The organism is Mycoplana sp. MJR14, from assembly GCF_029210525.1.
In the GTDB taxonomy this organism is placed as follows: Bacteria; Pseudomonadota; Alphaproteobacteria; order Rhizobiales; family Rhizobiaceae; genus Mycoplana.
This window is the reverse complement of sequence record NZ_JARGEO010000009.1, coordinates 148,154-167,348: the sequence shown is the minus strand read 5'-3', so window position 1 is coordinate 167,348 and position 19,195 is coordinate 148,154. Positions and strand designations below refer to the sequence as shown.

Here is a 19,195-nt window from a genome sequence, read left to right as displayed (position 1 = left end):
GGTCACTTCAGCAGTTTGTCATAGTCGGCGTGACTGCCGATCCAGAACCACACGAGATCGTCGCCGTCGGCCACCGCAATGGCGCGCCATGAGCGGCCGACGCGCACGGACCAGAAGCGCCCCACCTGCTTCAGATGCAGCGAGGGATGGTGCGGATCGGACTTGAGGAGCGTGAAGTTCTGATCGGCAAGTCTTTGCACGTGTTCGGGCAAGGCGTCATAGGAACGCCAGAACTTGGCGCTCGCATGATGCCTCAAAGCGCCTTGGTCCTGCCGGCGCGATGCTCGGACAAAGCCTCGTCGGCAAGCTCCGACAGTTTCCCGCTCGTCCGGGCGTCGCGGTCGAACGCTTCATCCCACCGTTTCGCCTGCAACCGTTCGAACCAACGGGAAAAGGCGGCGAAATCGTCGCTGTCGAGCGACGCGACGCTTTCCTCGATCTTCTGAAGCTTCGACATCGGCAGATTTCCGGTCAAATTCGATCTCCGGCGGACGTTAGGCGCTTTCCATGCCGTTGCCAAGCGCGGGCGCTCACCCGACCAGTTCGAACCGGTCGACGTCGACCATGCCGCGGTCGGAGATCTTCAGGGATGCTTTACGCCGCAGGGCGTTTGCGGGTCATGTCGCCGCGACCCGCCAGGAGCCCGGCGATGGATATGTCCTCGTCGAGATGGTCCCAGTGAATGCCGCCGGGGCTGAGTTCATATCGGCCGCGCTCATCGGCGGATGCGGACAACAGCCGGGGGAACCATGCGAGCGGAACGCCGAGCGTGCGGCCGTCGTCGAGGTCGACCCACATCGTGTCGTCGTCGAAGCGCACGTCAGTCGCCAAAGTGTTCATTCCATGCGCTCCGGATGGTCTCGCGGTTGTCGATGACGTGGCGGATGATAGCAGACAGTTCTTTCGCATTGAAGCCGCGGCTGTCGGCGATGCCGATCGCAGGATCGAGCCACACCTTCGCCTCGGCGCCGGAACTGCGGACATGGATGTGAACCGGCTCCCGCGGGTCGCCCTCGTTCGAGTAGAAGAAGAAGACGAACTTGCCAATCCGCAAGACGACCGGCATCCCGCTCACCCGATCAGTTCAAACCGGTCGACGTCGACCATGCCGCGGTCGGAGATCTTCAGGTGCGGGATGACCGGCAGGGGCAGGAAGGCGAGTTGCAGGAACGGCTCCTCCAGCGTCGCCCCCAGCGCGAAAGCGGCCTGGCGCAGGTGATGCAGCGTGTCGCGGACCACCTCGAAGGGCTCCAGGCTCATCAGGCCGGCGACGGGGAGCGCGATCTCGCCGGTGACTTTGCCGTCCTCGACGACGACGAAGCCGCCGCGGATATCGCCCAGCCGGTTGGCCGCGAGCGCCATGTCGTCCTCGCCGACGCCGACGACGCAGATGTTGTGGCTGTCATGGCCGACGGTGGAGGCGATCGCGCCCTTCCTCAGCCCGAAGCCCTGCACGAAGCCGTTGGCGTGATTGCCGTTCTTGCCGTGGCGCTCGATGACGGCGACGCGGATGATGTCGCGGGAGAGGTCGACGGTCGTCTGGTTGCCGCTGGTCGGCAACCGGTAGCGGCGATGCTCGGTGATGATCTTGCCCGGCATGACGCCGATCACCGGCGTCTCGTGCTCGGTGGCGGGGACGGCGAAATGCGCGGCACGAACCGGCCGTGCCCTGACGCTGTCGAGACCGACGGGAGCGACCGGTTTGCGGGCTGCGAACAGGGCGTCGGTGACGCGGCGGCCGGCGGCGAAGACCATCTCGGCGCGGCAGTCCTCCAGCGTGTCGATGACGACGAGGTCGGCGCGCCAGCCGGGAGCGACGAGGCCGCGGTCGCTTAGCCCAAAGGCCCTGGCCGCCGAGATCGAGGCGGCGCGGTAGACGGCGAGCGGCGCGCGGCCATGGGCGATCGCGGTGCGGATCATGTGGTCGAGATGGCCCTGCTCGGCGATATCGAGCGGGTTGCGGTCGTCGGTGCAGAGCGCGATGAAGGGCGACAACCGCTCGGTGAAGAGCGGCATCAGCGCCAAGAGGTCCTTCGACACCGAGCCTTCGCGGATCAGGATGTGCATGCCCTTCCTGATCTTCTCCAGCGCTTCCTCCGCGGTCGTGCATTCGTGGTCGGTGCGGATGCCGGCTGCGAGGTAGCCGTTGAGGTCGCGGCCGGACAGCAGCGGCGCATGGCCGTCGATATGGCCGCCCTGGAAGGCTTCGAGCTTGGCCATGCAGCCGGGATCCTTGTGGATCACGCCGGGGAAGTTCATGAATTCGGCAAGCCCGATCACCTTGGGATGGGTGCGGAAGGGCAGGAGCTTTTCCACCGGCAGGTCGGCGCCGGAGGTCTCCAGATGCGTCGCCGGCACGCAGCTCGAGAGCTGCACGCGGATATCCATGACCGTCTGCTCGGCGGAATCGAGGAAGAAGCGGATGCCGTCCTCGCCGAGCACGTTGGCGATCTCGTGCGGATCGCAGATCGCCGTCGTCACGCCATGCGGCAGCACGCAGCGGTCGAATTCGTGCGGGGTGACGAGCGAGCTCTCGATATGCAGGTGGGTGTCGATGAAGCCGGGGACGACGATGCGGCCGGAGACGTCGATCTCCTCGCGCCCCTCATAGGCCTCGCAGGTGCCGACGATCCGATCGCCGCAGATGGCGATGTCGGAGGCCACCAGTTCGCCGGTGACGAGGTCGAGGAAGTGGCCGCCCCTGAGCACGATGTCGGCGGGCATGCGGCCGGTACCCTGGTCGATGCGGCGTTCCAAGTCGGTCATGGCGATCTCCCGATTCCGTTGTCGCCCACAGTCTAACCGCGCCCGGCCGTGGCGCGGAAGACGGCGGCGATGACAATCTCACGCCGGCAGTTCGACCGAAAAGCCGTAGGCGGCGCTCTCGCCCGGCGCCAGGGCCACGGTGAACGGCCGTTCGGTGAGCTCCGCCGTGCCGCCGGCATGGGCGGCCATGCCGTGCCAGGGCTCGATGCACAGGAACGGGGCGCCCGGCCTCTGCCACAGGGCGAGATTGGGAAGGTTCTCGAAGCGGAACGTCAGGCTCGGGCCGTCGGGCGGGCCGTATGTCAGGCCGTTGCCCGCCCCGTCCGGGAAGATCATGGCGTCGGCGTCGAACAGGTCGTGCTCCAGCTCCAGGCGGCCGGCCTGGAAAGGCGAGGGGAGGTGATCGGCGGCCAGCAGCCCGTCGTGCAGCCGGCTCAGCGGCGGTTCGGCGCCGTTGTCGAGGACGACGACATGGGGCTTGCCCTCGCCGCCCGGCAGCGGCCAGCGGAAGGCGGGGTGGAACCCGATGCCATAGGGCATAGGATCGGCGCCCTCGTTCCTCACCGTGGCGGTGACGGACAGCCGGTGCCCGTCCAGCCGGTGCTCCAGCGCCAGCCGGAAGTCGAAGGGATAGACGGCGCGGGTCTCGGCGTCGGCCGTCAGCTCGTGCCGGCAGAAGCCCGTGCCGGACGCCGACAGGGCGAAGGTGCTGCGCCGTGCGAAACCGTGCTGCTTCATCGGATAGGGTTTGCCGCCGATCGAGAGCGTATCGTCCGGCGCCTTGCCGACGATCGGAAAGAGAACGGGCGAGCGGCCGGACCAGAAGGCGGCGTCGCCGTTCCACAGCCACGCGCGGCCGTCCCGGGTCGTCAACGACTGCATTTCGGCGCCGAGGGCGGACACTTCGACGGTGAGGGCTTCGCTTTCGATGCGGGTGAGGGTGGACATGGTCGCTCCTGATGCATGATGCGGCGATACGCGCGACGCAGCATAGACGCTTCTCCCGGATTTTTCGTGGGCAGTCGGGGGCGGCGGGGCGATTTTCCGTGACTCACGCGTCACTTGACATATCCATAACCGAAGAGTTATTGAACAGACCAATAGCCATCGGGTTATGGGTTTCATGGGCGAAGCGCAGGACATTCTCTTTGCCGCACTGGCGGATCCGACGCGTCGGGCGCTCTTCGAGCGGCTGTGCCGCCGGGGCGAGCAGACGGTCGGCGCCCTGACGGCCGAGGCCGGCGTCTCGCAGCCGGCGGTATCGAAGCACCTGGGCGTGCTGAAGCGGGCGGGCCTCGTGCGCGACCGGCACGAAGGCCGCCAGACGCACTACAGCGCCCGGCTCGAAGCGCTCTCCCCGCTGGTGGACTGGACCAAACAGATGGCCGGCTTCTGGGAAAGCCGGTTCGACGATCTCGAAGACCTGCTCAAGAGGATGGATCAATGACTGCAGCCGCCGAACAAACGCTCTCCGTCGTTGTCGAACGGGAGCTGCCGCATCCGCCGGAGAAGATCTGGCGTGCGCTGACGCAACCGCAACTCATCGAGGAATGGCTGATGAAGAACGCGTTCAAGCCCACAGTCGGCCATGCCTTCAGCCTCAGCGCCGACTGGGGCACCGTGGAATGCAAGGTGCGCACCGTCGAGCCGAACAGGACGCTGTCCTACAGCTGGGACGCCGCGCCGTTGGAGAGCATCGTCACCTGGACGCTGACGCCGACTGCGAGCGGCACGATGCTGCGCATGGAGCAAACCGGCTTCCGTCACGACCAGCCGATGTTCTACGGCGGCGCCAAGATGGGCTGGCCGAAATTCATCGACAGGCTGGAAGACGTGCTCGCGCGTCTGGACTGAGGTCTCCGCGACCGGCGGAAACGTCCCAAGTGAGCGACAGCCATTGCCGACGCGGCCCGTCCGGGGACGGGGCGCGGACGGCGTCGCGCACTATGGGGGCAGAAAGGCAATGGAGGGCCGTCCGGCCCGCAATCGAGGAAGACCGATTTGAACCGGAACACGTGGATCAGGCAGCTTCACCGCTGGCTTTCGATCGCCTTCACGCTCGCCGTGATCGCCAATATCGCTGCGATGGGCATGGACGAGCCCGTGGTCTGGATCGGCCTGCTCGCGCTAGTGCCGCTCATCCCGCTGCTGGCGACAGGCCTCTACCTCTTCATCCTGCCCCACGCCGCCAAACGTCGCGACATCGCCGGGTAGGAAGCCGCGGCCGCAGTGCCTCGCGGCAGAAAGTCCATTGATGGCGGCTGCCAGCCGAAATATGGTTGCGGCATGGCACCTCACCATGCAACCGGTCCGATCATCGTCTTCGATGCGCAGTGCATCCTCTGCTCCGTTAATGCGCAGTTCGTGCTGCGGCACGACCGGGCGCGGCGTTTTCGCCTCGCCTCGATGCAGAACGGGGTCGGGGCGGCCCTCTACCGGCGTTTCGGCATCGATCCCCTGCGGCCGGAGACGCTGATCATCGTCGATGGCGACAGCATGCTGCGCGACAGCGACGCGGTGCTTGCGATCTATGCCGGCCTCGGCTGGCCGTGGAAAGCGGTCGGGGTTCTGCGGCTGGTCCCGCGCCTCGTCCGCGACCCGGTCTATCGCTGGATCGCGCGCAACCGCTACCGCATCTTCGGACGGCGCGAGGCCTGCTGGGTTCCCCCGGCCGACTATGCCGATCGCATCCTGTGAAGACAGTCATCGTTCTCGGCGGTTACGGCGGCTTCGGCTCGCGGCTATCGCGACGGCTCGCGGCCGACGGCTGGTCGGTGCTGGTCGCCGGGCGCAACGGTGATGCGGCGGCGGCGCTTGCCGCGCGCCTGCCGAACGCCCGGCCGCTCGTGGCCGATCGCAACGCCGACCTGACCCCGCTCCTCGAACAGCATCGACCCATGCTGCTCATCGACGCGGCCGGCCCGTTCCAGGGCAGCGGCTACCAGGTCGTGCAGGCCTGCATCGCCTGCGGGGTGAACTATATCGACCTCGCCGATGCGCGCGATTTCGTCGGCGGGATCGAGAGCCTGGACGCCGCGGCCCGCGAGGGTGGCGTCGTGGTGCTATCGGGCGGCTCGAGCGTGCCGGTGCTCTCCGGTGCCGTCATCGCCGAACTCGGTCGGGACATGGACGACGTGCGGCAGGTGAGCATCTCCATCAGCGCCTCCAGCCGGGCCGCCGCCGGGGCCTCGGTGGCGGCGGCCATCCTCAGCTATGTCGGCCGGCCGGTTCGGCTCTGGCGCGGGCGGCGATGGCAACAGGAGACGGGCTGGCACATGCTGCGGCGCGAGCGATACCGCGTCTCGCACCGCCGGCCGATCACGAGGGTCGTTGCCCTCTCCGACGTTCCGGACCACGATGTCGTTCCGCAGATGATCAGGGGCAAGCCGGCCACCGTCTTCCGCGCCGGGCCGGAGTTCACGGTCCAGCTCGCCGCGCTGTGGCTTGCAAGCTGGCTCGTCAGGGCAGGCTGGCTTGCTTCCCTGTCAGGGCTGTCGAAGTGGCTGCAGCCCTTGCAGAAGGTCACGTCGTATTTTGGCACCGATCGTTCGGCGATGGCCGTCGAGCTGAAGGGCATGGCTGGGGGGAAACCGCTGGTTCGGCGGTGGACGCTGATTGCGGAAGACGGAGACGGCCCGGAAATTCCGACGATCGCCGCCCAGCTCCTGGCCAATGCGGTTGCGGAGGGGCGGCTTGCAACAGGGGCGGGGCACGCGGCGGGGAAGCTGGCGCTTGAGGCCTTCGATCGGCACCTCGACCGGCTCTCGACTTTTCGCGAGATCGTGGAAGAGCCCTATGTGCCGCTCTACCGCAGGATCATGCGCACGGCCTTCGACACGCTGCCGCCCTCCGTCCGCGACATGCATCAGTTGATCGGAGACGCCGGGGCTGCCGGGACGGCGACGGTACGGCGGGGACGATCGCCCTTGGCCCGTCTCGTTTGCGCCGTCATGCGGTTTCCCCCTGAGGGCGCCCACAGCCTGCATGTCGCGTTCGAGGAACATCGCGGGAGGGAGCGCTGGACGCGGACGTTCTCGGGCCGGTCCTTCACCAGCGAACTCAGCCAGTGCGGCGCCTTTCTCTGCGAGCGCTTCGGTCCCATGCGGTTTCACTTCGATCTTCCGGCCGACCCCTCGGGACTGCGGATGGCGATGCGCAAATGGTCCATCTTCCGCATCCCGATGCCGCTTGCGCTCGCGCCGCGAAGCGAGGCCAGGGAGTGGGGCGAAGGAGAGGATTTCTGCTTCGACGTCCCGATCGCGCTGCCGGGCATTGGAGAGATCATCCGCTATACCGGAAGGCTGCGCCGGCTGTAGCCGAGTGGAGCCGGAAACGAAAATGGCGGCCGGAAGGGCCGCCATTGCCGAAATCGGAGCCGACCGCGCTCAGATATTGTCCTTCAGCACATCCCTGAGCTTGCCGAACAGTTCGTCGATGTGATGCTTCTCGATGATCAGCGGCGGGGACAGCGCGATGATGTCGCCGGTGGTGCGGATCAGAAGGCCCTTTTCGTAGGCCTTGAGGAAGGCGGAGAAGGCCCGCTTGGTCGGCTCGCCCGCGATCGGCGACAGTTCGATCGCGCCGATCAGGCCGACGTTGCGGATGTCGATGACGTTCGGGCAGTCCTTCAGCGAATGCAGCCCGTCCTCCCAGTAGGAGGCGAGCTCGGCTGCCCGCGTCAGCAGGCCCTCCTCCTTGTAGGTGTCGAGGGTGCCGAGCGCTGCGGCAGAGGCGATCGGGTTGCCGGAATAGGTATAGCCGTGGAAGAACTCGATCAGGTGCTCCGGCCCGTTCATGAAGGCGTCGTGGATCTCGGAGGTGACGAAGACCGCGCCCATCGGGATGACGCCGTTGGTCAGGCCCTTGGCGGTGGTGATGATGTCCGGCTTGACGTCGAAATACTGGGCGGCGAAGGGCGCGCCGAGGCGGCCGAAGCCGGTGATGACCTCGTCGAAGATGAGCAGGATGCCGTGCTGCGTGCAGATCTCGCGCAGCTTCTGCAGGTAGCCCTTCGGCGGAATCAGCACGCCGGTGGATCCGGCGACCGGCTCGACGATGACGGCGGCGATGGTCGAGGCGTCGTGCAGGGTGATGATGCGCTGCAATTCGCTGGCGATGTCGCCGCCATGCTCGGGCTCCCCGCGCGAAAACGCGTTCCGGTCGGGGAAATGGGTGTGCGGCATGTGGTCGACGCCGGTCAGCAGCGTGCCGAACATCTTGCGGTTGGCGACGATGCCGCCGACCGAGATGCCGCCGAAATTGACGCCGTGGTAGCCGCGCTCGCGGCCGATCAGGCGGAAGCGCGAGCCGTCGCCCTTCGCACGGTGATAGGCGAGCGCGACCTTGAGCGCGGTGTCGACCGATTCGGAGCCGGAATTGGTGTAGAGCACGTGGCTCATGCCCTCGGGCGCGATGTCGATCAGCCGGTTGGCCAGTTCGAAGGCCTTGGGGTGGCCGAGCTGGAAGGCCGGCGCGTAGTCCAGTTCGCCCGCCTGTTCGCGGATCGCCTCGGTGATCTTCGGCCGGCAGTGGCCGGCATTGACGCACCACAGCCCCGCCGTGCCGTCCAGCACCTGCCGGCCGTCATGGGTCTGGTAGTACATGTCCTTGGCGCTGACGAACAGGCGCGGTTCCTTCTTGAACTGCCGGTTCGCTGTGAACGGCATCCAGAAGGCGCGCATGTCGTTCGGGGTGTTGACGCGGTTGGACATGGCGATCTCCGTGGCCTTCTTCCGTGAGGACAATGGGTGCGGACGGGCGGCGCCGTCCCGGCAGGTTTCTTTACCTGTTGGTCAAATTATCGAAGCGCCCGGCATCGTCAAGCCTCGGCCGCATCGCGACCGCACAAAAGAAAACGCCCGGCGGTGGGTGTTCCGCCGGGCGTGAAACGGGTCCGTTCTTCCGGTCAGGCGTAGCGCAGCTGCCTGCTGTCGGCCGGGCGTGCCTCGCCGTAGATGGTGTCGATCGCATCCAGGATCGTCAGGACGGCGTCCGACTTGCTGGAATAATAGATCGTCTGGGCGTCGCGACGCGTGGTGACGAGGTTCTGCGCGCGCAGCTTCGACAGATGCTGGGACAGGGCAGACTGGCTCAGTCCTACTTTCTGCGCGAGCGCACCCACGGCGATTTCGCCGCTGACCAAGACTTTCAGAATCAGCAGGCGCTTGGGATTCGCCACTGCCGACAGAAAGTTCGTCGCAACTTCGGCCTGTGCCTGCTCGTAGTCAGAAAAGGCGTCCATCGGAAACTCCTTCAATGCGTATCAACTTCAATATGTGCGGTCCCGTACTGTATGACTGTTAGCATATAAACAAAACCGAACACATCAAGTGGCCAGAAATTGGGGGTCTGTGCATCGAGGGGGAGAGGTCAGGCCTGCCCGGCGCGCGCGTTGCGGAGCAGGTCGGCGAGGACCGTGCGCAGTTGCGCAGGATCGGTGAGTTCTTCTGCGAATTCAACACGTTTCAGTTCGTCTCCGGCGGCGAGGTCAATGCCCGCCGCATCAATTCCGCAAAGCGACCAATTGTTCCCCTTCGCGCCGCAGTAGTGGTTCGCATAGACCGATGCGGCCTCCGCGTGGTCGCTGTTCATGTGCTCGATTGCGGCATTTTCGCGGTCGGCGACGGCCTCGCGGGCGGGCGAACGAATCATGAGGTCGTCGCCCGACAGGAGGTAGGCCTTGCCGAAGCCGCCGTTCAGGTTGGCCCGCAGCGGCACCAACCGGAAGAAGGTGAAATCCGGGAAATCGACATAGAGCTTCGCCTTGGGGTGGCGCCGGACGAAGCGCTCGCGCAGGCGGGCATGCTCCTTCGTGTCGCGGGCGACCTCGTCTGCGGTTGCGATCAGCGTCAGCCGCGGATGGGCAAGCGGGTCGCCCTTGCCGGGCTCGCCGGCCAGCAGCGAAGAGCGGGGATCGGCGCGCAGCGCTTTCGTGTGGACGGAAAGCGCGGAGACGAGGATCACCGGCGCGCCGTCGATGTCGAGACCGGTGAGGACGCGGGTTGCCAGCGGATGGCCCGTCTCCGGCTCCAGCACCGCGAGCGAGGCGCTGCGGGCCGAACGCAGCAGCGTGCGGGCGAGCCTGCGGGCCTCGTCGTCGGTGTCGCGCAGGACCTTCGCACGGTCGTCATTGCTGCCGGTCATGGCTCGTCCTCGCCTTGTTGCATCGTCTCGTTTCGAGCCGACGGGCGGGGCGGTGTCAAGCGGGATGCGGGCACTGCGACACTGCGGCCGCCGCGGCCTGCCGTCATTCGCGACGGCGATGGCGCGTCAGGCTCTCCACCACGTTCTGCGCGTTGATCATGCCGACGATCGCGCCGTTTTCCACCACGCCGATATTGCCCGGCTGCTTGGACATGGCGTCGAGAATGTCGACCAGCGGGGTCTCGGGCTTGGCCGTCGCCGTCACGCCCACCGCCGGGCCGCCGAGGCCCGGCTGCATCACGTCGCGGGCCATCAGCATGTTGATCGGGTTCATGTTCTGCACGAAGTCGGCGACGTACTGGTTGGCCGGGTTCTTGACGATGTCCTGCGGGGTGCCGCACTGGATGATGTGGCCGCCTTCCATGATGGCGATGCGGTTGCCGATGCGGAAGGCCTCGTCGAGGTCGTGGCTGACGAAGATGATGGTCTTCTTCAGGCGCCGCTGGAACTCCAGCAACTCATCCTGCAGGCGGGTGCGGATGAGCGGATCGAGGGCGGAGAAGGGCTCGTCCATCAGGAGGATCGGGGCGCCGGTGGCGAAGGCGCGGGCGAGGCCGACCCGCTGCTGCATGCCGCCGGAGAGCTCGTTGACCTTGCGGCCGGCCCATTGCGTCAGGTTGACGAGCTTCAGCTGTTCGTCGACGCGGGCCTTGCGCTCGGCCTCCGGCATGCCCGCCAGTTCCAGCCCGAAGCCGACGTTGTCGGCGACCGTCCGCCAGGGCAGCAGCGCGAACTGCTGGAACACCATGGAGACGGTGTGCATGCGGAAGTCGCGCAGCGCCTTCGGCGAACAGCTGTAGGGACTGAGCGAGCCGGTGCCGGTCTTGACCTGCACCTCGCCGCGGACGACCGGCGCCAGTCCGTTGACGGCGCGCAGCAGCGTCGACTTGCCGGAGCCGGAGAGGCCCATCAGCACCAGGATCTCGCCCTCGTGGATCGAAAGCGAGGCGCCGGCGACGCCCATGACGAGCCCGGTCTCCTTGCCGATCTCGTCGCGGGTCCGGCCGGCGTCGACCATGGCCAGCGCCCGTTCGGGCTTCTCGCCGAAGATGATGTCGACGTTGCGAAAGACGACGGCCTCGGTCATGCGCCTTCTCCTTCATCGGACGAGCGGAACAGGCGATCGAGAATGATGGCGAGGACCACGATACAGAGCCCGGCCTCGAAGCCCATGGAGATGTTGACGGTGTTGAGCGCGCGGACGACGGGAACGCCGAGACCCTTGGCGCCGACGAGGGCGGCGATCACCACCATCGACAGGGACAGCATGATCGTCTGCGTCAGCCCGGCCATGATCTGGGGCGTGGCGAAGGGCAGCTCGACCTTGCGCAGCACCTGCGCCGGTGTCGCGCCGAAGGCCTGTGCGGCCTCCACCAGCGATTCCGGCGTGGAGATGATGCCGAGCCGGGTCAGGCGGATCGGCGCGGGAATGGCGAAGATGACGGTGGCGATCAGGCCCGGCACCATGCCGAGGCCGAAGAGGATCAGCGCCGGGATCAGGTAGACGAAGGTCGGGATCGTCTGCATCAGGTCGAGGACCGGGCGCAGGAAGGCGTAGAACAGCGGCCGGCGCGCGGCGGCGATGCCGAGCGGGATGCCGACGGCCATGCTGACGGCCGTGGCGGCCAGGACGAGCGCGAGCGTCTCCGTCGTCTCCTGCCAGTAGCCCTGGTTGACGATCAGGAGCAGCCCCAGCAGCGTGAAGACCGCGACGCCGACGGAACGGCGCAGGTACCAGGACAGGAGGGTGATCAGCGCGATCATCACCAAGGCATAGGCATATTCGCCCTGCTCACTGGAAAAGGGCCCCTGCAGCACGAAGAGGATGGCGTCGATGCCGGCCTGCAGCACGACCTTGAGGAGATCGAACATCTCCTTGCCGTTGCTCGTCAGCCAGTTGACCGCAGTCTTGGCCCAGGGGCCGATGGGCAGTTTGAAATTCGTCAGCCAATCCACGGGTCCGCACCTGCCTTCCGAAGGGTTGATGAAACGCCATGCCGCATGTGCCATGCGCTTGCCGGAGCGGCGGTCGCAAGGGGCGCGGAGGCATCCGAAAAATGAGACTGATCAGTCTGCGACGCGCTTCCGCGGAAGCATATCGCACCGTCGATTTCAAGAAAGGCGGAAGTTGCCTTCCGCCTTTCGCAGCCTCGATCAGAGGCCGAGAGCGGACTTGACGGCGGCCAGGCCGTCCGCGCCGTCCTTGGTCGTGACGCCTGCCAGCCAGGGCTCGATGGCGGCGGGGTTGGCCTTCAGCCACTCGGCCGCGGCGTCCTCGGCGGCCGTCCCGTCGTTGAGGATCTTGCCCATGATCTGGTTTTCCATCTCCAGCGAGAACTTCATGTTCTGCAGGAGCTTGCCGACGTTCGGGCATTCGGCCACGTAGCCCTGGCGGACGTTGGTGTAGACGGTGGCGCCGCCGTAGTTGGCGCCGAAGATGTCGTCGCCGCCCGAAAGGTAGGTCAGCTTGAAGTTGGCGTTCATCGGGTGGGGTTCCCAGCCGAGGAAGACGATCGGCTTGCCGTCCTGTTCGGCGCGGGCCACCTCGGCGAGCATGCCCTGCTCGGAGCTCTCCACGACCTCGAAGCCCTTCAGGTCGAAGGTGCCCTTGTCGACCATGTCGATGATCAGGCGGTTGCCGTCATTGCCCGGCTCGATGCCGAAGATCTTGCCGTCGAGCGCGTCCTTCTGGGCGGCGATGTCCTTGAAGTCCTTGATGCCGAGCTCGGCGCCCTTGGCGTTGGTGGCGAGCGTGTACTTGGCGCCTTCGAGGTTCTCGCGCACCGTCTCCACCGAGCCGTCCTCGCGGAAGGGCTTGATGTCGGCTTCCATCGTCGGCATCCAGTTGCCGAGGAAGACGTCGATGTCCTTGTTCTTCAGCGACTGGTAGGTGACCGGCACGGACAGCACGGTCGTCTCCGTCTCGTAGCCGAGGCCCTTGAGGATCGTCGAGGCCGTCGCGGTCGTCGCGGTGATGTCGGTCCAGCCGACGTCGGAGAAGCGAACCTTGCCGCAGCTTTCCGGCTCGGCGGCGAGCGCGCCGGATACGCCGAGTGCAATCAGCGAGACCGCGGCCAGCGCCGAAGTCCTCAGTGTCGATGCGAATTTCATGATGTCATGCTCCCCATTCTTGTTCTGATGCTTTAAGCCAAGCATCAAAAACGTCATTATTCAAGCACTTTACCGCAGCCGGGTGGCTATCAGGCGACTAGTTTATTTCATGGCGTTTCGCAATCCGGCGCAAGAATGTCGCTCAGAACGGAGCGCGCGGTATTCTGCAAATCCGGCCCTCTTCCCGATGGAAAACGCCGGTCCTCCGGTCCGGAAAACGCCGATGCCAAAATCATGGCAAATTTCTATTTCCACACTGCGACGATGAAGGCTCCTCTTGCCTGCGGCATCGGGAGGACCACATGATGGTCGCCTCAGGGCGGCCGGCCGTCGTCCAAGTGCAGTCCCGGTCGCTGCCTTCCTTCATCGCATGACCCATCCAGAGAAAGGAACGACATGAAGCTGGCAATCATCGTATCGAGCTGTCTCATCGCGGCTGCCACCGCGGCGCATGCCGAAGGTGACGCGGCCGCGGGTGCGACCGTCTTCAAGAAGTGCATGGCCTGTCACAGCGTGGACCCGACCAACAAGGTCGGCCCGTCGCTGCAGAACGTCGTCGGCCGGCCGGTCGCCACCGTCGAGGGCTTCCGCTACTCCAAGGCGATGGTCGCCTTCGGGGAGGGCAAGACCTGGGACGAGGCCCTCCTGACCGAATATCTGGCGGCGCCGCGCGCCGTCGTGAAGGGAACCTCCATGGCGTTCGCCGGGCTGAAGAAGCCCGAGGACGTCGCCAACGTCATCGCCTATCTGAAGGCACCGCCGGCGGAATAGGCCTGCCGTGCAGCCGGCCGGTCGATGCAACGCCCGGTCGGCCCGTCTTCAAAAAATACTTATCTTTCAGGGCTTGCAGCGGCCGGCGGCCTTCCCACATCATGTCCAGTGCCGCAGCCGGCGGCCTTTGCCGGTTGCAGCGGGGCAGGTCCGGCCATCCGGTCGGGCGGGACGGGGCATTCGCCTTGGACAGAGGGGAGCAGGCATGGCCACACTTCAGAACTTCGACGCGGAGATCGCGCGAACGCGCGAGACGGTCGAGCAGATGCGCAGCAAGCTGGAGCAGACCGGCATCGTGCTGGAACAGTTCGCCAAGGCGGACACCAAGCTCGGCGATACCAATTTCGACATCGAGAATGCGCGCCTGCAGGACGTGCTCTCCCAGCAGAAGGTGATGGAAGCCAACATCGCCGACCTGATCATCGGGCTGGAGGACGCCACCAACGTCTTCGGCTCCGAGTTCGAGAGCATGAAGAGCTATACGGGCTACGAGAAATTCATCGGCCTTTTCTCCAAGCAGAAGATGCAGCGCATGCGCACCGACCGCGTGCGCAACATGTCGCTCTCCGGCAACCTGCAGGAGCTCTTGTCCAAGTCGGATACGATCGTCGGCATCCTGAAGGACCAGAAGGCGATCCTCGACGGCCGCTACAAGACCTCGGAGGCGAGCCTGGTCCAGGTGATCGAGCGGCGCAAGCAGACGATGGCGAACCTGGAGACGACGCAGAAGCGGATCGAGGAGCTGAACCCGCAACTGCTCGACATCGAAAACCGGATCGCCGCCTCCACCGACCAGAAGACGCGCACGCAGCTGGAAGGCGAGCGCTCGGCGCTTGCGACCGAATACAACGAGCAGCAGGCGAAGGAGCAGGAGCTTCTGGCCGAGAGCCAGACGCTGGAGCGCTACACCTCGATGTTCCAGACCTTCGTGGATTCCCTGAACAACCAGATCGCCGCGCAGAACACGCTGATCAACAAGCTGACGATCGATACCGAGCAGCGCATCGTGCTCTACAAGGCGCTGGAGGATTCCTTGAAGACGGCCGCGCAGCAGGACGTCGCCCACCGGATCAACACGCTCGGCAGCCAGGTCGACACCGCCGCCGAGGAGACGATGGCCGGCATCGGCGCCGCGGCGCAGAAGCACATCGGCGACCTGCTCGAGATGCACGAGAAGAACATGCTCGCCACCCAGGACATCCAGCGCCGCAAGAAGCTCGCCGACGACGCCTTCGCCCGGCGCTTCCAGGAGGTCATGGACAAGCACAACGCGTCCAACTACGTGAAGGCGTGACGGCGATGGGCCGGCCGGTGTGGCGCCACGAGAAATTGCCCCTCACCCTGACCCTCTCCCCGCAGGCGGGGAGAGGGGACGGAGACGTTGCGGGCTCGTGCCTTCTCCCCGCAAGCGGGGAGAAGGTGCCGGCAGGCGGATGAGGGGCCGATGAGGATGCTGCACCGTATCGCCGCCTCGCTTCGCCCGGCATTTCTCCGCACCGCAATTGCGAGCCGGAGGCAGCCATGAAAGCTGCGGCCGACAGCGCTGTCGCGCAGTACTTCGCTTCGATCCGGGCCGCGCTCGGCGGGCTGGAAATCTTCCTCGGCGACCGCAACTCGCCGCTCTACCAGCATGGCGTGATCGGCGAGGCGATCGTGCCGTACCTTGCGCGGCTGAAGGCGTCGTTCTCCTGCTGGGAGAACCGGATCGGCTTCGTCGACCAGTTTCGCATCTCGCGCGCCGAGAGCGGCTTTCCGGTCTACCAGAACGTGCTGGAGCTGGAGAACGACCGCAAGGGCGCGGAAAAGCGGCTTTCGGAGATCCCGGGCGCCGATCAGCTGCGCGGCGAGATGGCCGACTTCATCCTGCGCAACAAGGCGTTTCCGACCGAGCTGCAGGCGCGCATGGCCGAGCGCATGTACCTGCAGCAGATCGGCAAGGGCGAGGTGTTCTCGCCGTTCGTGCTGCCGGAGACGATCCGGGTCGCCGTCAACCCGAAGACGATGCGGCCCTACTATGTGGTCAGCTGGGGCGCCTTCGACGGCGCCAGCACGCTGCCGATGGTCTACATGGCGACGATCGAGGACAGTTCGGAGAAGATCGTCGACCTGCTGGTCACCGAGGACGGCAAGCTCAACCCCGACGTGACGATCGACCTGCCGGTAGGCGGATTGCTCAATCCGGAGCTCGCCAGCCGCTTCGACGATTTCGCGTTGAAGAACAGCGCCTATTCGCTGTCGCCGGTGACGATCGCCACCAATCTCGACCGCGACTTCGAGATGCTGCATCCCAAGCAGCTGCGGCGCATCGTGCTCGGGCCGTTCTATTCCGCCGACATCACCGAGAACAACCAGAAGGTCCGCGACATCCTGTCGAAGGTGCGCAAGGTCGAGAACGCCTGGCTGCTCACCTGGACGATCCAGGAGGTGTTCTCCAAGGCCGAGCGCCCGGCAAGCAAGGGCTTCTGGAGCTCGACGCCGGCGCAGGAGGAGTTCCACATCGACACGGGCAATCTCGAGGCGGTGCGCATGGGCGTCAGCGCGTTCGAGAAGCATGCGCTGGTGCCGCACGATGCCTACCAGGCGCTCTATGCCGCCGGCGAGGCAGACGCGATCTTCGGCGAATACAAGGTGCATGTGATTTCCGGAAACCAGGTGGTCAGCGGGGTATGACGCGATGAGCTTGAACGCCGGACTGACGATGATCCCCGAAGGCGATATCGAAAAGCACCGGGCGGTGGCGCAGAGCATGGTGACGCGGCTCGCCGTTCTGGAGAGCGACGGCCGGCCGGGCGGCGCGCCGATCGCCGGCACCGGGCGGCGCTTCGTGCCCACCGTCTCGACCGGCGGGATGCGGCGTTCGCGCGAGGTCGAACTCGCAAAGACGATCGCCGCTGTGCGGGCGAACGACCCGCTGCTGTCGCCGGCGCAGCACCAGCTGCTCTATCGGGCCCGCCGCGGCATCGAGATCGCGCTCGCCGTCGCCGAGGTCTTCGCCCGGCAGACGGAGCTGGAGCAGCTGCAGGCGCGCAACCAGACGGCGCCGCTCGCAGGCGAGGAGGCGGAGCGGTTCAAGGCGCTGCTTTCCGCATCGGCCTATGTGGCGGCCTTCACCCTTGCCGCCTATCTGGGCGCGACGCTGTCCGGCGAGGGCGAGCCGGCGGAAGATACCGACGAGCCCGACTACCTGTTCGACACGGCGCAGGACGCGGTGAAGAGCCTCACAGCCGGCCTCGACCGGGCGATCGCGGGGGCGGCCGACGAGACGGCGCTGATCGCCCGCGCCCGCGCCTTCGCCCGCGTGGCGCTGGAGGGACTGATCGCCAGGAAGGCGCGCTTTGCCGGGCTTTCGCGCTTCGAGAACGCGCATATCCGTATCGAGCAGGACGATTTCACCCTCAACGGCTTCGACGTGGCGCCGGGGCAGAAGCGCAAGCCGCTGTCGATGACGTTCAAGAAGCCGACCGACATCGTCGGCAATCATATCGCCAAGTACCAGGCGCTGCGGCTTGCCAGGATGCTGATGGCCTACGACTTCGAGCGGCAGATGAACCCGTTCGTCGAGCTCGGCGGCTTCCTGTTCACCTTCATCGGCGACGGCATGCCCGGCACCGGCAAGACCATGCTGATCCAGATGCTGGCGGGGCTGCTCGACGACTATTGCCGGGTGGCGGGCTATCCCTTCCACTACGAGAACTTCGGCGTCGACCAGATCTCCTCCTACCAGGGCAAGTCGGGGCAGAACTGCAAGGATTTCGTCAACAACGTGGTGAACCCAAAGGCGATCGGTTTCGGCACGATCGACGACGTCGACCAGGTCGCGGCCAAGCGCTCCGACGACCGGGCGTCGGCCGGCCAGCACGAGGTGACGGCGGTGTTGATGGAGAGCTTTGCCGGCGCCTCGACGGTGGTGCGCGGCAACTGCACCTTCGGCATGTTCTCCAACTATCCCGAAAACGTCGACGACGCGCTGCGCCAACGCGCCGGCGCCCGCTGGCTGGTCGACGGGCCGCAGTCGCGCGCCGACTATGTCGACATCTTCGCGCTGCTCGTCGGCAAGAACCATTCGATCCCGCTCGGGGAGCATGCGCTTCTGGCCGGACAGGAGATCAAGCAGGCGGTCTCGACCTCCTACGGCCAGCACGCGCTGCCGCAGGAGGACGGGCTTCTCAAGGTGTGGGAGCGCTACGAGAAGGCGCACGGCAAGATGGCGACGCTCGCCGACGTCGGCACCTACCTGCACATGATCAAGGAGGCCGAGCCGCGCTTCACCGGCCGGGCGATCAAGAACATTACCGACGCGATCAAGATGCGGGCCATGGACGTCGACCTGCCGGACGACTGGTTCGCGACGCCGGACGCCTTCATGCACCGGTCCTACGACGAGAAGAAGAGCATGATCGAGGAACTGCGCGGGCCGATCACGATGGAAATGGTGCTGCAGGAGATCAACCGCTACGCCGACAGCGAATTCCGCTATGCCGACAAATCCGACGACGCCGCCGTCACCGACATCATCCGCCGCGAACGCCTGCGCGAACGGGCGGTCGAGGAGATCGAGGCGATGAAGCGGGAGGGGAAGTGGTAGGGGATAGTGATGACCTTTAATTCGCTATTAGCGAATTTTGTTGTTTGAAACACTTGGGGGCGGTATGGTCGCAAAGCGAGTTGTCTACAGCAGGCAAGCAAGTCGCACACTGGCGCGTATCCCCACAAACGAGAGCAAGCGGATCATCGCAAAGATCGAGCAGTATGCCGGAGATCCAAGTTCACAGGCCAAAAACGTCGTGAAATTGCAGGGTCGCCCCGGCTATCGACTTCGCGTCGGCGACTGGCGGGTCATCTTCGATGAAGACGACAAGGTTCTGGATGTCGAGAAGATAGCCAGTCGTGGCAACGTATATTAGCGAGGTGATGACATGGGCATGGCTACACGTTTCAAAACGCCTAACGGTGAGGAGATGGTGGTGTTGTCGCAAGTCGACTACGAGGAGCTCGTAGAGGCGGCCGAGATGCTTGAAGACATTGCCGCGTACGATCGCTTCCAAGAGCGGCTGGCGCGCGGAGAAGAGGAGTTCATCCCCGCCGAATTCGTCAACCGGATGATCGACGGCGAGAGCCCGGTCCGGGTCTGGCGGGATTTCCGCGGGCTTTCGGCCAAGGAGCTTGCCGCATCCGCCGGGATCAGCGCCACCTATCTGTCGGAGATAGAATCCCGGAAGAAGGAGGGCAGCATCTCGGCGCTGAAGAAGATCGCGAAGGCGCTGAAGGTGGATATTGACGATCTGGTGGCCTGGGGCGACCACGATGCCGAATCCGGCTCTGCTGGGTGACGAGAGCCTGATCG

General features: G+C 65.7%; 23 protein-coding genes. 11 read left to right on the top strand and 12 right to left on the bottom strand.

Annotation, left to right across the window (positions count from 1 at the left end; genetic code table 11):
• Positions 1-2: 2 nt before the first annotated feature.
• From P0086_RS19660 to P0086_RS19635, 6 genes are all read right to left on the bottom strand, one after another.
• A complete protein-coding gene (locus tag P0086_RS19660; RefSeq protein WP_275788611.1) occupies positions 3-257 on the bottom strand; it encodes a hypothetical protein in 255 nt (84 codons plus the stop codon).
• The gene (locus P0086_RS19655) at positions 254-457 is read right to left on the bottom strand and encodes a hypothetical protein (RefSeq protein WP_275788608.1); all 204 of its coding nucleotides are present in this window, start codon (positions 455-457) and stop codon (positions 254-256) included. Before P0086_RS19655 ends, P0086_RS19660 begins: the two co-directional genes overlap by 4 nt.
• A gap of 137 nt (positions 458-594) precedes the next feature.
• Positions 595-840, bottom strand: a complete 246-nt coding sequence (locus P0086_RS19650) for a DUF2442 domain-containing protein (RefSeq protein ID WP_112613019.1) — start codon at positions 838-840, stop codon at positions 595-597.
• Positions 821-1,066 (bottom strand): DUF4160 domain-containing protein, encoded by a 246-nt coding sequence (locus P0086_RS19645; RefSeq protein ID WP_112613048.1) that lies wholly within the window; start codon positions 1,064-1,066, stop codon positions 821-823. The genes P0086_RS19650 and P0086_RS19645 overlap by 20 nt, the downstream gene beginning before the upstream one ends.
• Positions 1,067-1,071: 5 nt before the next feature.
• Positions 1,072-2,766 (bottom strand): adenine deaminase, encoded by a 1,695-nt coding sequence (gene ade, locus P0086_RS19640; RefSeq protein WP_275788604.1) that lies wholly within the window; start codon positions 2,764-2,766, stop codon positions 1,072-1,074.
• 78 nt (positions 2,767-2,844) lie between these two features.
• The gene (locus P0086_RS19635) at positions 2,845-3,714 is read right to left on the bottom strand and encodes an aldose 1-epimerase family protein (RefSeq protein ID WP_275788602.1); all 870 of its coding nucleotides are present in this window, start codon (positions 3,712-3,714) and stop codon (positions 2,845-2,847) included.
• Between the two features lie 175 nt (positions 3,715-3,889).
• Here P0086_RS19635 and P0086_RS19630 point away from each other — a divergent pair, with 175 nt between their 5' ends.
• From P0086_RS19630 to P0086_RS19610, 5 genes are all read left to right on the top strand, one after another.
• Positions 3,890-4,213 (top strand): metalloregulator ArsR/SmtB family transcription factor, encoded by a 324-nt coding sequence (locus tag P0086_RS19630; RefSeq protein WP_112600924.1) that lies wholly within the window; start codon positions 3,890-3,892, stop codon positions 4,211-4,213.
• Entirely contained in the window at positions 4,210-4,620 is a 411-nt protein-coding gene (locus P0086_RS19625) for an SRPBCC domain-containing protein (RefSeq protein WP_112613016.1), read from the top strand. The genes P0086_RS19630 and P0086_RS19625 overlap by 4 nt, the downstream gene beginning before the upstream one ends.
• 147 nt (positions 4,621-4,767) lie before the next feature.
• Positions 4,768-4,980 carry a hypothetical protein gene (locus P0086_RS19620; RefSeq protein WP_275788599.1) on the top strand — a complete coding sequence of 71 codons (213 nt, stop codon included), beginning with the start codon at positions 4,768-4,770 and terminating at the stop codon, positions 4,978-4,980.
• A 72-nt stretch (positions 4,981-5,052) separates the two neighbouring features.
• Complete coding sequence (locus P0086_RS19615; RefSeq protein WP_275788597.1) at positions 5,053-5,463, top strand: DCC1-like thiol-disulfide oxidoreductase family protein; 411 nt, start codon at positions 5,053-5,055, stop codon at positions 5,461-5,463.
• Positions 5,460-7,082: an SDR family oxidoreductase gene (locus P0086_RS19610; protein WP_275788594.1), complete on the top strand. Its 1,623-nt coding sequence runs from the start codon at positions 5,460-5,462 to the stop codon at positions 7,080-7,082. The genes P0086_RS19615 and P0086_RS19610 overlap by 4 nt, the downstream gene beginning before the upstream one ends.
• 69 nt (positions 7,083-7,151) lie before the next feature.
• Here P0086_RS19610 and P0086_RS19605 read toward each other — a convergent pair whose 3' ends face one another.
• From P0086_RS19605 to P0086_RS19580, 6 genes are all read right to left on the bottom strand, one after another.
• The gene (locus P0086_RS19605) at positions 7,152-8,477 is read right to left on the bottom strand and encodes an aspartate aminotransferase family protein (RefSeq protein WP_112599965.1); all 1,326 of its coding nucleotides are present in this window, start codon (positions 8,475-8,477) and stop codon (positions 7,152-7,154) included.
• A 194-nt stretch (positions 8,478-8,671) separates the two neighbouring features.
• A complete protein-coding gene (locus P0086_RS19600) occupies positions 8,672-9,007 on the bottom strand; it encodes a metalloregulator ArsR/SmtB family transcription factor (RefSeq protein ID WP_112599984.1) in 336 nt (111 codons plus the stop codon).
• Positions 9,008-9,135: 128 nt separating this feature from the next.
• Positions 9,136-9,909, bottom strand: a complete 774-nt coding sequence (locus P0086_RS19595; RefSeq protein ID WP_275788590.1) for a HugZ family protein — start codon at positions 9,907-9,909, stop codon at positions 9,136-9,138.
• A 103-nt stretch (positions 9,910-10,012) separates the two neighbouring features.
• Positions 10,013-11,056: a choline ABC transporter ATP-binding protein gene (gene choV, locus P0086_RS19590; protein WP_275788587.1), complete on the bottom strand. Its 1,044-nt coding sequence runs from the start codon at positions 11,054-11,056 to the stop codon at positions 10,013-10,015.
• Positions 11,053-11,925 carry a choline ABC transporter permease subunit gene (choW, locus tag P0086_RS19585; RefSeq protein ID WP_112599968.1) on the bottom strand — a complete coding sequence of 291 codons (873 nt, stop codon included), beginning with the start codon at positions 11,923-11,925 and terminating at the stop codon, positions 11,053-11,055. The genes choV and choW overlap by 4 nt, the downstream gene beginning before the upstream one ends.
• Before the next feature lie 198 nt (positions 11,926-12,123).
• Positions 12,124-13,080, bottom strand: a complete 957-nt coding sequence (locus P0086_RS19580; protein WP_275788584.1) for a choline ABC transporter substrate-binding protein — start codon at positions 13,078-13,080, stop codon at positions 12,124-12,126.
• 396 nt (positions 13,081-13,476) lie between these two features.
• Between P0086_RS19580 and P0086_RS19575 the strand changes: the two genes are divergently transcribed.
• The 6 genes from P0086_RS19575 (at position 13,477) to P0086_RS19550 (ending at position 19,181) form a co-directional block, all read left to right on the top strand.
• A complete protein-coding gene (locus tag P0086_RS19575; RefSeq protein ID WP_112599969.1) occupies positions 13,477-13,851 on the top strand; it encodes a cytochrome c family protein in 375 nt (124 codons plus the stop codon).
• A gap of 205 nt (positions 13,852-14,056) precedes the next feature.
• The gene (locus P0086_RS19570) at positions 14,057-15,145 is read left to right on the top strand and encodes a hypothetical protein (RefSeq protein ID WP_275788580.1); all 1,089 of its coding nucleotides are present in this window, start codon (positions 14,057-14,059) and stop codon (positions 15,143-15,145) included.
• A gap of 227 nt (positions 15,146-15,372) precedes the next feature.
• The gene (locus P0086_RS19565) at positions 15,373-16,521 is read left to right on the top strand and encodes a hypothetical protein (protein WP_275788578.1); all 1,149 of its coding nucleotides are present in this window, start codon (positions 15,373-15,375) and stop codon (positions 16,519-16,521) included.
• 4 nt (positions 16,522-16,525) lie between these two features.
• Complete coding sequence (locus tag P0086_RS19560) at positions 16,526-18,436, top strand: AAA family ATPase (protein WP_275788576.1); 1,911 nt, start codon at positions 16,526-16,528, stop codon at positions 18,434-18,436.
• Positions 18,437-18,476: 40 nt separating this feature from the next.
• Positions 18,477-18,755: a type II toxin-antitoxin system RelE/ParE family toxin gene (locus P0086_RS19555; protein WP_345799320.1), complete on the top strand. Its 279-nt coding sequence runs from the start codon at positions 18,477-18,479 to the stop codon at positions 18,753-18,755.
• 12 nt (positions 18,756-18,767) lie between these two features.
• Positions 18,768-19,181, top strand: a complete 414-nt coding sequence (locus P0086_RS19550) for a helix-turn-helix transcriptional regulator (RefSeq protein WP_275788573.1) — start codon at positions 18,768-18,770, stop codon at positions 19,179-19,181.
• The last annotated feature ends 14 nt before the right edge of the window (positions 19,182-19,195 follow it).